This is a genomic window from Aquimarina rhabdastrellae (genome assembly GCA_947387485.1).
Lineage (GTDB): Bacteria > Bacteroidota > Bacteroidia > Flavobacteriales > Flavobacteriaceae > Aquimarina.
This window is the reverse complement of the sequence record CANDNT010000013.1, coordinates 15,613-30,315: the sequence shown is the minus strand read 5'-3', so window position 1 is coordinate 30,315 and position 14,703 is coordinate 15,613. Positions and strand designations below refer to the sequence as shown.

Genomic DNA, 14,703 nt, shown 5'->3' with positions numbered 1-14,703 from the left:
AATAGTAAATTGAGATTAAAAATTATATTTGACACCTTATAAAATCAAGTGAGAATTATTGATGTTAGAGATTATAGTTTCCTTATTGTATTTCACTAATAAAATTTTTCTAAGTATAGAAAAACGTACAGGATGGATTATTGGGGCATTAGCTTCGGCTACTGCTATGCTTTATTTTATCTCCATTAAAGTATATTTATTATTAATACTAGAAGCAGGTTTTTTTGCATTGATGTTATATGGATTAAAAAACCATAAAGCATCTCAAAAGAATAATATTTTTATTTATGCAATAATGATTCTTACCATGTTAGGAATGCTGTTTACTATGGATGAGGTTCACATATTAGAATTTATAGTGTCTATTGGTTTTATATTAGCAATTCATTCGCTTGCAGTGCATCGATGGAAATTAGGATGGATTATAATGGGAATATCACATGCATTTATGGCTGTATTTGCATATCAAAAAGAACAACACTTTTTTATGACGATGCAGCTTATTTCTATTATTGTAGCTATATATGCTTTGTTAAAGAAAAGAACATCAATACCAATGACTACATAAAACGTTATCAAATTGTTAAATGATACTAAAAAGGTCATTTTACTCCAAAAATGTCAATAAACTACTTAAGGTTAATGTAAAAACGATTATATTTGCGTGCAATTAAATCACTAATTGCAATGACAGCACACGACGCAAAAATCGTTGGAGAGGGACTTACCTACGACGATGTACTTTTAGTACCAGCCTATTCAGAAGTACTTCCTAGAGAAGTAAATATTCAAACTCAATTTACTAGAAACATTAAACTCAATGTACCTGTGATATCTGCAGCTATGGATACAGTTACAGAGAGTAGAATGGCTATAGCAATGGCACAAGAAGGAGGAATAGGAGTGCTGCACAAGAATATGACAATAGAAGAGCAAGCGCTTAAAGTACGTAAAGTAAAACGTGCAGAAAGCGGAATGATTATCGATCCAGTTACGTTGCCTTTAAATTCTACAGTTAGAGATGCTAAGAATAATATGAAAGAATACAGCATAGGTGGTATTCCTATTGTTGATGATGAAGGTAAATTATTAGGTATAGTAACAAACCGTGATTTGCGTTTTGAGAAAAATGATGATCGTCCTATTGCAGAAGTAATGACGAGCGAAAAGCTGGTTACTGTAAGCGAAGGAACCTCATTGGCAGATGCCGAAGAGATTTTACAAGAAAACAAGATAGAAAAATTACCTGTAGTAAATGAAGCTTATGTCTTGGTAGGATTAATCACGTTTAGAGACATTACTAAATTAACTTTAAAACCTATAGCAAACAAAGATGAGTATGGTAGACTACGTGTAGCAGCAGCTGTAGGAGTAACAGGAGATGCTGTAGATCGTGCTGCCGCATTAGTAAATGCAGGTGTTGATGCAATAATTATTGATACAGCTCATGGTCATACTCAAGGAGTGGTAAAAGTATTAAAAGAAGTGAAATCACAATTTCCACAATTAGATGTTGTGGTAGGAAATATAGCAACAGCCGAAGCCGCTAAATATCTTGTCGAAGCTGGAGCAGATGCGGTTAAAGTAGGAATTGGGCCAGGTTCTATCTGTACGACTAGAGTAGTCGCAGGAGTAGGATTCCCTCAATTCTCTGCAGTATTAGAAGTTGCAGCAGCAATAAAAGGAAGCGGAGTACCAGTAATTGCAGATGGAGGTATACGATATACAGGTGATATTCCTAAAGCTATTGCTGCTGGAGCAGATTCTGTAATGTTAGGATCATTACTGGCAGGTACAAAAGAATCTCCAGGAGAAACTATTATTTACGAAGGAAGAAAGTTTAAATCATATAGAGGAATGGGATCTGTAGAAGCTATGAAAAAAGGTTCTAAAGATCGTTATTTCCAAGATGTAGAAGATGACATTAAAAAATTAGTACCAGAAGGTATTGTAGGTCGTGTAGCCTATAAAGGAGAGTTGTATGAAAGTATTCATCAATTTGTAGGGGGATTAAGAGCAGGTATGGGGTACTGTGGAGCTAAGGATATAACTACATTAAAAGAAACTGGGCGTTTTGTTAAAATAACAGCAAGTGGAATAAATGAAAGTCATCCACATGATGTTACAATTACAAAAGAAGCACCTAATTATTCGAGATAAAAAGAAGATTAATAAGTTATAAATAAAGGATGTTGTAGCTTTCAACATCCTTTATTTTTTTATGAATAGCATTGAATTATGAGTAAAGAGAAAATGAAAGCACTGATGTTCTCTGAGTTTGGTAACTCAGATGTTTTAGTATATGGAGATTTACCTAAACCTGATATAAAAGAAGGTGAGGTATTATTAAAAATGGAAGCAATAGGATTAAACTATGCCGATATTTACAGACGTAAAGGGAATTATCATTTAAAAGGAGAACCACCATTTATAGCCGGTTACGAAGGTTCTGGTGTAGTGGTTGAATCTAAAACTAAGAATATTCAAATAGGAGAAAGGATAGCATTTGCAGACGTACCTTATGCTAATGCTGCATATGTTGTTGTACCAGAAACACATGCAATACCTATTCCTGAGCATACAGATTTTACATTAGGAGCTTCGGTTTTATTACAAGGATTGACAGCACAATATTTGGCAGAAGATAGTCATAAGGTCAAAGCAGGAGAAGTGGTTTTAATTCATGCAGCATCTGGTGGAGTAGGACAAATCTTAACCCAAATATGTAAAGCAAAAGGAGCAATAGTTATAGGATTAACAAGAAATAACTCCAAATTAGAAACAATAAAAGGTTGTAAAGCAGATTATGCTGTTTTATTAGATGATAATTGGAAAGAAAAAGTTCTAGAGATAACACAACAAAGAGGTGTAGATATTGTATATGACAGTGTAGGTAGTACTTTGATGGATAGTTTTGAAGTAACCAAAGAAAGAGGTCATGTAGTATTTTATGGAATGAGCGGAGGAGATCCTGTTCATGTAGATCCTAGAATGTTAATGGATACAAGTAAAACATTAACTGGAGGAGATTTATGGAGTTATCTAACTTCGAAAGAAGAAAGAAGGACAAGAGCACAACGACTTTTTGATTGGATAGCAGAAGGAAAAGTGAAAATAAAAACACCAGTTCAATTTAAATTAGAAGAAGGTAAAAAAGCACACGATTTCTTAGAGAGCGGTAAAAGTTCGAGTAAAGTATTATTAATTCCGTAATGGTGATAATATCAAAAAGAGAGCAGTTCTTGTATTAAATAGAAAGATATAGTAGCTACAGCCATTTTTTTGAGCTTTTTCATCCTTTTTTAAAAACCTATTTTCAAAGAACCTTCTTCCTTCTAAATCTACATATTTGGCACATTTTGACTTAGAAGGTTTTTAAGTTTATTTTCAGGTTTACTTCAATTTCTTATGCACTCCTCTGTTTTTCGTATCTTTGTTTATGTAATTCGCAAATACTATGGGAACATTAGACTTGAGAAATAAACTAATTGACATCATTAACTCCTCTGACGAACGTTTTTTACGTATGGTTAATGCGCTACATAAAAGTTACTACGAGAAGCAAGAAGGTGATTTTTTTACAGAATCTCCTTCTGAAATTCAAGAAATACTTTTGGAGAGCAGAGCTCAAGCTCAAATGGGAAATGTTCGTTCTCACAAAGAAGTTATGGCAGAGTTTAGGCAAAAGTATAATATATCTAATCCTACTTAATGAAAGTAGTTTGGACACCTAACGCTGAATTATCTTACGCAAAAGAACTCGAAAACATTAACGAAAATTGGTCTATTAATGAAGTTATAGAGTTTATGGATTTAGTTGATGATTTTGTTAAAAATCTCGAAAATGGACTTATCCAAGGAAACATATCAACAAAAAATAACATGAGATCTTTTGTTATCTCTAGACAAACTACTTTATATTTTGATGTTCATGAAGATCTTAAAATTATAGAACTTTTACTTTTCTGGAATAACAAGGAAAATCCTAAGAAATTAAAGAAGTTTTTAAAGATCTAAATAAGACATTAAAATAAAAAAGAAATCCTTCAGAAGGTTTCTTTATAAGGCAGTATCTCATAAACTGTGTAAGTTTTAAATAAAATTCAACCCCGTCTCCACCATGACTATCATCAATCGATGTTAATTGACCTTTTGATGAATATTCTTCAAAAACTAACTGATAACATAACTCCTCAAAACTTTTATTTTGATTACTCATGTATGGTTTTAGCTTCTCTCAGTTAATTAAACTTTCCATTTTTAAATTTTAACATAAAAAAGCCCGAAAATGTTAACATTGTAAAAGCATTTTTAATTCTTTTACCCAATCAGATGCAAATTTTCTATCATGTAATGGAGGGTTTCTAGGTTTTCATGTAGGTATCGTTCTGTTGAGGAGATATAGCGATGTCCTATCATATACATCACTTCTCGGATGTTGTAGTACGAGAGCAAAGAATATTAATTTTTTTTTACCTTTTTGTTTTGCCTCGTTTTGAGATAAAATAATATGTTTTTGATTAAGAAAATACCACTTGTAAGAAAGATTTCAAATTATTGAATTATATTAGAACATAATCATAAAAGAAATCAAAATAAAATATGTATCGACACATAGAAGAATCACAAACTTTATTAATCAATACACAATCACAAGTTTTAGAAGCTCAAAAAAAAGAAATCATCAAGTTTGGATTTGGGCAATCCCCTTTTTTACCACCAGAATTTGTTATAGATAGTTTAACTAAAGCTACATATCATAAAGAATATTCATCTGTACAAGGTGATGCACAATTAAGAGAAAACATTTCAAAGTTTCATGAGAAACATAATGGATTAGTAATTAAACCAGAGAATATATTAATAGCTCCAGGATCTAAAATATTACTTTTTTCGATTTTAATGGCTTTTGAAAAAGCAGATGTTTTGATACCAGCTCCAGCCTGGGTTTCTTATGAACCTCAAACAAAATTAGCAGGACATAACAGTATACATTTAGCAACAAAATATGAAGAAAGATGGAGAGTAACATCAGCTACTATAAGAGAAGCTACTAAGAGAAAAGAACATAAAACTACCATAATGATTCTCAATTACCCAGGGAATCCAGATGGACTTACATATACAGAACAAGAGTTAATAGAGATCGCTAAGGTTGCAAGAGAAATGGATATTTTAGTCATATCAGACGAGATATATGGTTTATTAACCTATAGCGGTGATCATCATTCTTTTGCAAAATATTATCCAGAAAAAACAATCACAACAACAGGGCTTTCAAAATGGTGTGGAGCAGGTGGTTGGCGTTTAGGAGTGGCCATGCTGTATGATACAGTAGCTCCTGAGTTTAAAAAAGCATTGATAGGGATTGCTTCAGAGACGTATTCATGTGCACCAACTCCGGTTCAAATAGCAGCAAGAACGGCATATAAAGATTTTGAATTGATAAAATCGTATTTAACATATCAAAACGAGATATTATATAAGATAGGGATATTTTGTACAGAAAAATTAAATGCTTCTAATATAAAAGTACATGAACCACAGGGAGGATTTTACATTTTTCCTGATTTCTCTACACATAAAGAAGCCTTAGCTAAAAAAGGAATACTAACATCTATACAGTTGTGTGAGCAACTATTAAAAGATACAGGTGTTGCTATATTACCAGCCACTGCATTTGGTTTTGAAGAAAAATATCTTGCAGCTAGATTAGCTTTTGTAGATTTTGAAACTCCAGGAATAGGAAAAGAATTTGACCTAAATAGAGATTGTCCAAAAGTTGTATCAGGAATACAGAAAATATGTGACTGGATTACAGCGATGTGATGAATTTCACTTTTAGTATATTAGAAAAATGAAACCAGAAGAAAATTATTTATCAATTAATAAAGCCTCGTGGAATAATAAAGTCGATGCACATTTAACATCTACATTTTATGATGTAGAAGGTTTTTTAAAAGGAAAAACATCTCTTAATAGTATTGAACTTGAGTTATTGGGTGATATAAAAGATAAAAAAATACTGCATTTGCAATGTCATTTTGGTCAAGATACTATTTCGCTAGCACGAATGGGAGCAGAAGTGACAGGAGTAGATTTATCTGATAAAGCTATTGCTACCGCAAAAGAATTAGTACAAAAAACTAAAACCGAAGCAAAATTTATATGTTGTGATATCTATGATTTGCCGCAATATCTAGAAGAAAGTTTTGATATTGTTTATACCAGTTACGGTACGATAGGATGGTTACCCAATCTAGATAAATGGGCACAAATAATAAGTGAATATTTAAAGCCTAACGGGAAATTTGTTTTTGTAGAATTCCATCCTGTGGTGTGGATGTTTGATGATGATTTTAAATCTATTGCATATAATTATTTTAATGTAGAAGCTATAGTAGAAACAGAACAAGGAACCTATGCAGATAAAGAAGCAGCTATAACGCAAGAATATGTAATGTGGAATCATGGCTTGAGCGAAGTTATAAATGCGTTAATTGAAAATGGTTTACAAATAAAACTTATGAATGAATATGATTATTCACCATATGACTGTTTTGATAATACAGTTGAGTTTGAAACTGGTAAATATAGAATAGCGCATTTAGGAAATAAAATTCCGATGGTATATGCTATTGAGGCTTTAAAAAATGGAATATAAATTTAGTATCAAAATAACATTATTGTGAAAATCTACTATATAAGTTTCTTCTTAGGATTATTACTCTTGATAAGGTGTCAAGGTTCGTATAAAGAGCTTAACCAAGAAGAGCTTGAAGGAGCATGGTTAATTGCTGGAGTAGAAATGGATATAGATTTTTATAAACCTTCTGCTCTAATTTTAAGATTTAAGAAAGACAGCGTTTATTATGAAAGTATGAAAGGAGATATTTTAAAAAAAAGTAGACTTCTTTTCCAAAAAGATGCTGTAGTAATTGATTCTTTTAAGTATGATAAACGTAAAGTGAAACTTAATGAAAATCAGCTAGACTTTATACAGTTTAAAGCACATCGTATAGTAGAAACAAAACCACTAGATACAATTAAACTTAGAGAGGTTTTACTTAACAATGATTGGAAAGATAATGAAGGTGTTTTTCAATTTACTACTGATAATAAATTTAAATTGTATAATGAAGTAAACGAAAGCTATAAACAATATTGTTATGAGTTTAAATCATATCACCAAGCATATTTTTTAATAAAAAAAGGAAATCAGTTAGCGTGTAATAGAGATTATCAATTTGCAGAACAAATACTTTCGTTTACTGGAGATACTCTGAAAGTATTTAGATTTGAAAACGGAAAATTTACAACACATAGTTATACAGCAAAACCCAAAGAAAGACATATTGCAAAGCGAGAAACATTTCAATTGTGTAATAAGTATATCAATAAAAATAATAGATACGATCGATATTATTATAAAGGAACGAGATTTAAAGGAGGATTATATCATATAAGAAAAATAGTCAAAGAACATTATATCGCTCCAGAGCAAAGCACAGCAACAGGGATTTTTCAAGTACGATTTGTGGTTAATTGTGAAGGAAAAGCAGGAATGTTTGAAACACAGGCATTTGATTATGATTATAACTTAATTGATTTTGATGCAGAGATAAGCAAGCAATTGCTTACAATTGTAAAAGGATTACAAGATTGGATTCCTGGGAAAAATCAACAAACACAATTACCTATTGATACCTATATCTATATAAATTTTAGAATAAAAGATGGAAAGATTATACGTATATCTCCTTAATGTATTTGTAATAAGTATCTTGATTTCGTGTAAAGAACAACCTAAAGATTTTAGTAAGCTTACTGCTAAAGAAAAAGAGAAGTTAACAAATCATTATGCGATAGAAAGAGGAATGTCTTTACAAGGATCACTTAAAGAGCAAAAATATGCAGATTCTTTAATTCTGTTACATCCAGAAGTAGCAAAATATTATCATGGAAAATCAATAGGATTAAGTAAAATAGGAGATTATCACAAAGCATTTCCGTTATTAGAAAAAGCCTTAGCGTTAAATCCAGATGAGACCTTATATTATCTATCATGGCTAATGACCGATTTATATAAGGATTATGATCGAGCCTTAAAATACTTAGAACAATATGATACGATGACCCCTGATAAAGCAGATTATGCTTGGGGAAATAATGTCAACTTTTTAAAAGGAGAAATATTACAAGCAACAGAAAAGCATCATGAAGCTATAGTAGAATTTAGCAAAGCTATAACAGAAGAAGGAATTGCTTATGTAGATGTATATGCAATTGTGTATAGAGGTATTAGTTATGCTGCTATAGGAGAATATAAAAAGGCTATAGCAGATTATGACCAATCATTAAAACTATATGATAAAGGTTCGATGGCATATTATTACAAAGGATTATCGCTATGGGGATTAGGAGAAAAAGAAAAAGCTATAGTATGTATAGAAGAAGCTAGAAAACTTATTTTGCAAGGATATAAAAAGAAAGATCCTTATAAAGAAGCTTATAATGAGATTTATTTAATGCAAGTAGAAGATAAGTTAGAAGAATTAAAAGAGATCAATCCTAAAAGTTGAGTGCGAATTATATTTATTGATATCGAATAATGATTGTTGATTTTTGTACTCAAAAACTAACAAACTAAAACCTCTTAACGTTTTTCATTTTGGATTATGATGTCGTTAAAAACAACAATTATTAAATATATAGAAAATACATAATAACTATAGTATACGTAGCGGTAAGCATAAAAAAAAAGCTGTTTTGATATCAAAACAGCTTTTTTAATTAAATCGATAAAGATTTATTTTTTTTCTAATTTGATACCTAATTTAGTAAGTACTGCTTCTGTAAGATCAAACTTAGGGTCAATATATGCTAGGTTATTTCCGATAGTAAATACTTGAGAATACCCTTGAGCTTTGGCAATTTCATTTAAAGCCGCACCAATTTTTTGATATAAAGGGCGTAATAATTCTTCTTGTTTTAATTGTACAAGACCAGCACCGTTTTGTCTAAACTTAGCAATATCGCTCTCTGCTGTTAAAATTTCTTGTTGTTTTGTTTTTTTATCAGCATCATTTAGCGTAGCTTCTTTAGCTTGGTACTCTTTTATTAGCGCTTGATATGCATCAACTTTAGCTTTAAGATCGGCCTCAAGTGTAGTGTTATATGCTTTTAAATCTTCTTGAACTTTTGCTAACTCAGGCATTTTTGATAATACAAAGTCAGTATCAAATGTTCCTGTTTTAGTTTGAGCAAAAGAAAGAATACTAATGCATACAAACGCGATAGATAATACAATTTTTTTCATGAATGTAAAATTAAATGGAAGGTACGTTTTATAAAACTACCTTAGTGATTCGTATTTTATGTTTGTATAACGAAAATAAATTTCGAACGTTGCAAATATAGAATATCCATTACAATATCTATACCATAGCTTTAAAAGTTATTCTTGGTAGAGTTGTCCGCGATGCGGTTTCAAAGCATCTCTTATAGGTTTCATAGTTTCTTCGGTAACTACCATATACGCAATGCTATGCATGTCATTAAGTACTTGATGACCGGTAATGTCTAAGGTTATTTTTTCTGCAACTATAAACTCTTTAAGGTGAATGACATGATGTATGGCAGTTTTTTCTGCAGCAGGACCTCTAAAATCCCAAATCAACTTAATCTTTCTTCCCATAATGATTATTTAAAAGAGTTTCAAAACTATAAAAAGAAATTAAAGTGAAAACAATACTAATAAAGAAGATTCAAAAAAATGTATAAGATTTAGCAAGATGCATTAGTGTCTTGAACACTAATACCATCTTCTATATAAGTTTTAAAAGCGCTCATATAAGCATAGGATTGTTTTTTAAAAGCATTGGGAAATAAGAATCCAATAATTTTCATAAAACCACCAAATTTGAATTCATTTTTAGCAATCCATTTGGTATGACCATTAGGGAGTACTTTAAAGAAGTTCTGCTGTATATTATAAACATTTTTTGTGTCGAAAGTAAAGTGAATTTCGTCTGGCAAATTTTCGTGAGTAATCGTCTCAACCATATCCACAACACGTTTACCCATTTTGTATTGTAAAGTACTAACAGCACCAGTTTTTCCTTTATTGCCAGAGATATGAGTGATACTAATGAAACCTTTCTGCCAATGTTTCATTGTGTTTTCGTCTTCAAATTTTTGTAAAACTTGATCTCTAGAAAGTTCAAGTTCGATTGCATGAGTATATTTCATGAGATAAATTATTTGAATACAATAAGCCCTTAAATGATACTATTAAAGATACTAAATAAAATGCAGGGGAAGAAAAAAGTATATAAAGAAATGGTTTTATATACGAACTATAGTCCAAGTTTCGTTGATATAAGCACTTGCGAAAAGTGTTAATATTATTATTTTTGTCCAAATACACAGATATCATCAACATAACTATGGGTAAGAGATTTTTTATAGCAATTTTAATGTGCACTGTAATGCTTCAGGCACAACAAAAAGATAAAGTATTACTAACAATAGCTGATAGACCAGTATACACATCAGAATTTAAGCGTGTATATTTAAAAAATATAGATTTAGTCAAAGATGACACCCAAAAAGACATAGATGAATACCTAGACTTGTTTATCAATTATAAATTAAAATTGCAAGAAGCGATAGCAGTAGGTTTGGATCAAAAAGAAAGCCATAAAAATGAATTAGCTGGATATAAAAAGCAATTGGCAGCAAATTATTTAACAGATACTCAAGCTACAGAAGCTTTGATTAAAGAGGCTTATGATCGTTCTCAAGCACGAGTAAATGCAAGTCATATATTAATAAAAGTAAATAAAAATGCTGCTCCAGAGGATACCTTAAAAGCGTATCAAAAAATCATAGATCTTAGAACCAAGATTATTAATGGAGCAAATTTTAAAACAATAGCAAAGCAATTTAGCGAAGACCCATCAGCAAAGAGAAATAACGGAGATTTGGGTTGGTTTTCGGCTTTTAGAATGGTATACCCATTTGAAGATGCAGCGTTTAAAACTGCTGTAGGTGAAGTGACAATGCCATTTAGAACTCAGTTTGGATATCATATTTTAAAAGTTAATGCCAAAGAAAAACTTGAAGGAGAAGTAACTGTAGCTCATATCATGGTATCAAAAAATGATAAGAGAACCTTTAAGGAAGCAGAAGATAAGATTAAAGAAATAGAAACACAGTTAGCTCAAGGAGCATCTTTTGAAGCTCTAGCAAAACAATTTAGTGATGATCGTAATACTGCTGTAAATGGAGGAAAAATTAATCGATTTGGAAAAGGAGCTTTAAACTCGGTTGATTTTGAGAAAGCAGCTTTTTCGCTTAAAGCGAAAGGAGAAGTATCAAAGCCAATAAGAACTACCTATGGATGGCATATCATAAAACTATTAGAAAAACATCCATTACCATCTTTTGAAAGTCAGAAAAGCGAATTGGCAAAAAAAGTAAAAAGAGATAGTAGATCACAATTAGTAACAACATCGTTTATTAATGGTTTAAAAAAGAAATACCAGATAGTATCTAATACTGAGGCAATCAAAGAGTTTAAAGAAAAAACACCAGAAACATTGTTGTCAGGTAAAAAAGAAATGTCAAAAGAATTACTAGTTGAAAAGGAATTTTTAAGAATTGATAAAAAACAATATACCTATAAAGATTTTGCAACATTCCTTCAGGACAGAAGTCTTAGAAGAAACAGGTTTAAAGATATTAATACTTTAGTAGCAGAAACATTTAAAATATTTGAAAGAAATAAAATACTTGAGTATTATGAAGCGCATCTAGAAGATGATAACGAAGAATTTGCTCAAGTTTACAATGAATATAGAGATGGGTTATTGCTGTTTGATTTAATGGAAACTCAGATATGGAATAAAGCAAAAGAAGACTCTTTAGGATTAAAACAATATTTTGAATCTCATAAAACCAATTATAAAGAAAAAGAGAGTTATGAGATCATCAAAGTTTCATCTACAGATAGAGTGGCTATTCAAGAAGTAAAAACATTACTGAGTGAAGGGAAAAATATAGAAGAAATAAAAACAGCTATTAATAAAGAAAACGCTAATAAAATAATAGTAACCTCAGAGAAGATTAGTAAAGATAATGCAATCTTACCAGAGGGTTTTAAAGGAGAAAAGGGAATAGTTGAATTAATAGAAGATAACAGTTATTATACACTGATTAAAATAGAAGAAGTATATAAATCGAGAAACAAAACACTTGATGAGGTTAAAGGAAAAGTTTTAAATGATTATCAAGTGAAGATAGAAGAGAACTGGTTAAAAGGATTACATAAAAAATATCCAGTGACCATTCATAAGCGAGTGTTAAAAAAGATAAAGAAAGAGTTACAAGGCTAAATGCACAAAAGATTCATTATATATATAGTAGTAATATGTTTGGGGATTTGGGGATGTAATACATTTTCAGAAAAGGAATCACGAGAAGTGGTGGCCAGAGTAAATACATCGTATTTATATAAGGATGAAATAGTAAAAAAAATACCTAAAAACGTCACTAAAGAAGACAGTATTACGCTAGTACAAAATTATATTAATAGGTGGGCAACAAAGCAGTTATTTCTAGATAGAGCAAAATTGAATTTGAGTCAGGACGAGATGGATCAATACGATAATTTAGTCAAAGACTATAAAAACACCTTATATACCAATGGATATAAAAATGCAGTAATCTCAAAGGCAATAAGTAAAAAGGTTTCGCCAGAAGAGTTGCTAGCATACTATATTGCACAACGAGAGAATTTTAAACTTAAAGATACTATAGTACAGTTAAGATATGTACAATTACCCACAGATCATGTAAATGTGGATAGTGTAAAAGAGCAATTAGAGCGATTTAATGAAGAAGATAAAATGCAATTGTCAGAAAATAAGTTGCAATACATTAGCCACACATTAGCAGATTCGTTATGGGTAAAATGGGATCAAATGGTAACTAAGATTCCTAAACTAAAAACCTTTAAGAAACGAGAAATATTAAAAAAACAAAAAACAATACAAATAGATGACACCTTAGGTGTATATTTGGTCAAAATTAATAAAGTTCTTTATCGTAACGATATAGCGCCTTTAGAGTACATAAAACCTACTATAGAGGAGATTATAATCAATAAACGAAAGCAAGAATTAGTAAGAAAATTAGAAAAGGATATAACAAAAGATGCAATTAAAAACAAACAATTTGAAATCTATAACTAAATATAAAATATGTAGTTTGATCGTATTATTGTGTTCAATAATACCAATGACAGCACAAGAATCACCAGCTATAGAAGATGTAAATGAAAAAGCAGTTGCAACTCAAGATTCCATTACACCACAAGAACCAGTAGTTCAAGAAGTAAAACCTTTTGAGCGAAAAAAAATAGACGGAGTAGCGGCAGTAATAGGAGAACACGTTTTGTTAGACAGTGATATAGATATCGCTTATGAGCAATTAAAGAGCGAAGGAGTTTCTGTAGAAAGTGTATCAAGATGTCAATTAGCAGGAAGTCTTTTTGAAAATAAATTATATGCGCACCATGCCGTTCAAGATAGTATCATTATAGCAGATGCCGAAATTGATGCAAGAGTAGATCAGCAAATCTCTGTAATGACACAACAATTAGGAACAACAGAAAAAGTTTTAAAATTCTACAAAAAAGATAATATGGTAGAATTTAGAAGAGAACTTTTTGATATCAATAAATCAAATGTATTATCTGATAGAATGCGTTCTAAAATTGTAGAAAGTGTAGAAATTACACCAGAAGAAGTACGTCAATATTTTGATAATATTCCTAAAGATTCATTACCACAATTCGGAACAGAATTAGAGTTAGCTCAAATTGTAATAGAACCAGAAGTTCCAGAAGAAAATGTACAAGAAGTATTAGATAGATTGAATCAATACAGAACAGATGTACTAGAAAACGGAAGTAGTTTTGCTACAAAGGCAGTATTGTATACTCAAGATTATGGATCAAGACCTAATGGAGGGAAATATACTTTAAAACGTACAGATCCCTTTGTAAAAGAATTTAAAGATGCAGCATTTAGTCTACAAGAAGGAGAAATAAGTGAGCCTTTTAAAACTACTTTTGGATATCACATCTTAATGGTAGAAAAGATTAGAGGACAAGAAGTAGATGTAAGACATATCTTATTAAAGCCAGAACCTACAACAAAAAGTATAGGAGAAGCAAAGAAAATGATTGACTCGATTAGAGCAAGAATAGTTGCAAACGAATTAGATTTTAAAGAAGCAGCTAGAGAGTTTAGTGACGAAAAAGAAACTAAAGAAGATGGAGGTCAATTAATTAACCCTACAACAGGAGATACACGTTTTGAACTTACCAAAATAGACCCTATATTGTATGATCAAGTATCAAAGTTGAAAAAAGGTGAAGTGTCATTAGTGATCACTGATGAAGATCGTCAAGGACAGCAAAAGTTTAAAATCATTACTGTTTTAGATCGTCATGATGAGCATATAGCAGATTACGTTAAAGATTATACTAAGATTCAAGAATTAGCATTGCGTAAGAAGCAGATTGATGCCATAACAAAATGGCAAGAAGAAAAAATTAATGAAACATATATCAAAGTCAACGGAGAATACAGAAATTGCGATTACAATGGAAATTGGTTAAAAAAAGAAAAATAA

General features: G+C 30.9%; 16 protein-coding genes. 12 read left to right on the top strand and 4 right to left on the bottom strand.

Features of this window, described 5'->3' with window-relative positions; all coding sequences use genetic code 11:
* Window positions 1–61: 61 nt before the first annotated feature.
* The 5 genes from ACYEKI_RS16525 (at window position 62) to ACYEKI_RS16505 (ending at window position 4,017) form a co-directional block, all read left to right on the top strand.
* A complete protein-coding gene (locus ACYEKI_RS16525; protein ID WP_459212311.1) occupies window positions 62–568 on the top strand; it encodes a nicotinamide mononucleotide transporter in 507 nt (168 codons plus the stop codon).
* Between the two features lie 119 nt (window positions 569–687).
* Window positions 688–2,160 carry an IMP dehydrogenase gene (gene guaB / locus ACYEKI_RS16520; protein ID WP_459212310.1) on the top strand — a complete coding sequence of 491 codons (1,473 nt, stop codon included), beginning with the start codon at window positions 688–690 and terminating at the stop codon, window positions 2,158–2,160.
* Between the two features lie 78 nt (window positions 2,161–2,238).
* Entirely contained in the window at window positions 2,239–3,213 is a 975-nt protein-coding gene (locus ACYEKI_RS16515; RefSeq protein WP_459212309.1) for a quinone oxidoreductase family protein, read from the top strand.
* A 244-nt stretch (window positions 3,214–3,457) separates the two neighbouring features.
* Window positions 3,458–3,712: a hypothetical protein gene (locus ACYEKI_RS16510; RefSeq protein WP_459212308.1), complete on the top strand. Its 255-nt coding sequence runs from the start codon at window positions 3,458–3,460 to the stop codon at window positions 3,710–3,712.
* Window positions 3,712–4,017, top strand: a complete 306-nt coding sequence (locus ACYEKI_RS16505; protein WP_459212307.1) for a hypothetical protein — start codon at window positions 3,712–3,714, stop codon at window positions 4,015–4,017. The genes ACYEKI_RS16510 and ACYEKI_RS16505 overlap by 1 nt, the downstream gene beginning before the upstream one ends.
* Here ACYEKI_RS16505 and ACYEKI_RS16500 read toward each other — a convergent pair.
* Entirely contained in the window at window positions 3,986–4,219 is a 234-nt protein-coding gene (locus tag ACYEKI_RS16500) for a hypothetical protein (protein WP_459212306.1), read from the bottom strand. The two genes, ACYEKI_RS16505 and ACYEKI_RS16500, sit on opposite strands and share 32 nt — an antisense overlap.
* 383 nt (window positions 4,220–4,602) lie before the next feature.
* Between ACYEKI_RS16500 and ACYEKI_RS16495 the strand changes: the two genes are divergently transcribed.
* The 4 genes from ACYEKI_RS16495 to ACYEKI_RS16480 are packed head-to-tail and all read left to right on the top strand — an operon-like array spanning window position 4,603 to window position 8,582.
* Window positions 4,603–5,829, top strand: a complete 1,227-nt coding sequence (locus tag ACYEKI_RS16495; RefSeq protein ID WP_459212305.1) for a pyridoxal phosphate-dependent aminotransferase — start codon at window positions 4,603–4,605, stop codon at window positions 5,827–5,829.
* Window positions 5,830–5,857: 28 nt separating this feature from the next.
* The gene (locus ACYEKI_RS16490) at window positions 5,858–6,664 is read left to right on the top strand and encodes a class I SAM-dependent methyltransferase (protein WP_459212304.1); all 807 of its coding nucleotides are present in this window, start codon (window positions 5,858–5,860) and stop codon (window positions 6,662–6,664) included.
* A 24-nt stretch (window positions 6,665–6,688) separates the two neighbouring features.
* A complete protein-coding gene (locus ACYEKI_RS16485; RefSeq protein WP_459212303.1) occupies window positions 6,689–7,765 on the top strand; it encodes a hypothetical protein in 1,077 nt (358 codons plus the stop codon).
* Window positions 7,737–8,582: a tetratricopeptide repeat protein gene (locus tag ACYEKI_RS16480; RefSeq protein ID WP_459212302.1), complete on the top strand. Its 846-nt coding sequence runs from the start codon at window positions 7,737–7,739 to the stop codon at window positions 8,580–8,582. The genes ACYEKI_RS16485 and ACYEKI_RS16480 overlap by 29 nt, the downstream gene beginning before the upstream one ends.
* A 227-nt stretch (window positions 8,583–8,809) precedes the next feature.
* Here the strand turns inward: ACYEKI_RS16480 and ACYEKI_RS16475 are convergent, their stop codons facing one another.
* The 3 genes from ACYEKI_RS16475 to ACYEKI_RS16465 all read right to left on the bottom strand — a co-directional run bounded on the left by ACYEKI_RS16475 (window position 8,810) and on the right by ACYEKI_RS16465 (window position 10,251).
* Window positions 8,810–9,319, bottom strand: a complete 510-nt coding sequence (locus tag ACYEKI_RS16475; protein ID WP_459212301.1) for an OmpH/Skp family outer membrane protein — start codon at window positions 9,317–9,319, stop codon at window positions 8,810–8,812.
* 138 nt (window positions 9,320–9,457) lie between these two features.
* Window positions 9,458–9,697, bottom strand: coding sequence for a hypothetical protein (locus ACYEKI_RS16470; protein WP_459212300.1), 240 nt, complete (start codon window positions 9,695–9,697; stop codon window positions 9,458–9,460).
* 89 nt (window positions 9,698–9,786) lie between these two features.
* On the bottom strand, window positions 9,787–10,251 hold the full coding sequence (locus tag ACYEKI_RS16465) for an SRPBCC family protein (RefSeq protein WP_459212299.1): 465 nt from the start codon (window positions 10,249–10,251) through the stop codon (window positions 9,787–9,789).
* 197 nt (window positions 10,252–10,448) lie between these two features.
* On the opposite strand from ACYEKI_RS16465, the gene ACYEKI_RS16460 reads away from it, so the two are divergent.
* Genes ACYEKI_RS16460 through ACYEKI_RS16450 form a run of 3 tightly spaced genes read left to right on the top strand, consistent with a single transcriptional unit; the run spans window position 10,449 to window position 14,703 of the window.
* A complete protein-coding gene (locus ACYEKI_RS16460; RefSeq protein WP_459212298.1) occupies window positions 10,449–12,398 on the top strand; it encodes a peptidylprolyl isomerase in 1,950 nt (649 codons plus the stop codon).
* The gene (locus ACYEKI_RS16455; protein WP_459212297.1) at window positions 12,399–13,256 is read left to right on the top strand and encodes a peptidyl-prolyl cis-trans isomerase; all 858 of its coding nucleotides are present in this window, start codon (window positions 12,399–12,401) and stop codon (window positions 13,254–13,256) included. It begins immediately after the preceding gene.
* A gap of 46 nt (window positions 13,257–13,302) precedes the next feature.
* Entirely contained in the window at window positions 13,303–14,703 is a 1,401-nt protein-coding gene (locus ACYEKI_RS16450) for a peptidylprolyl isomerase (protein ID WP_459212296.1), read from the top strand.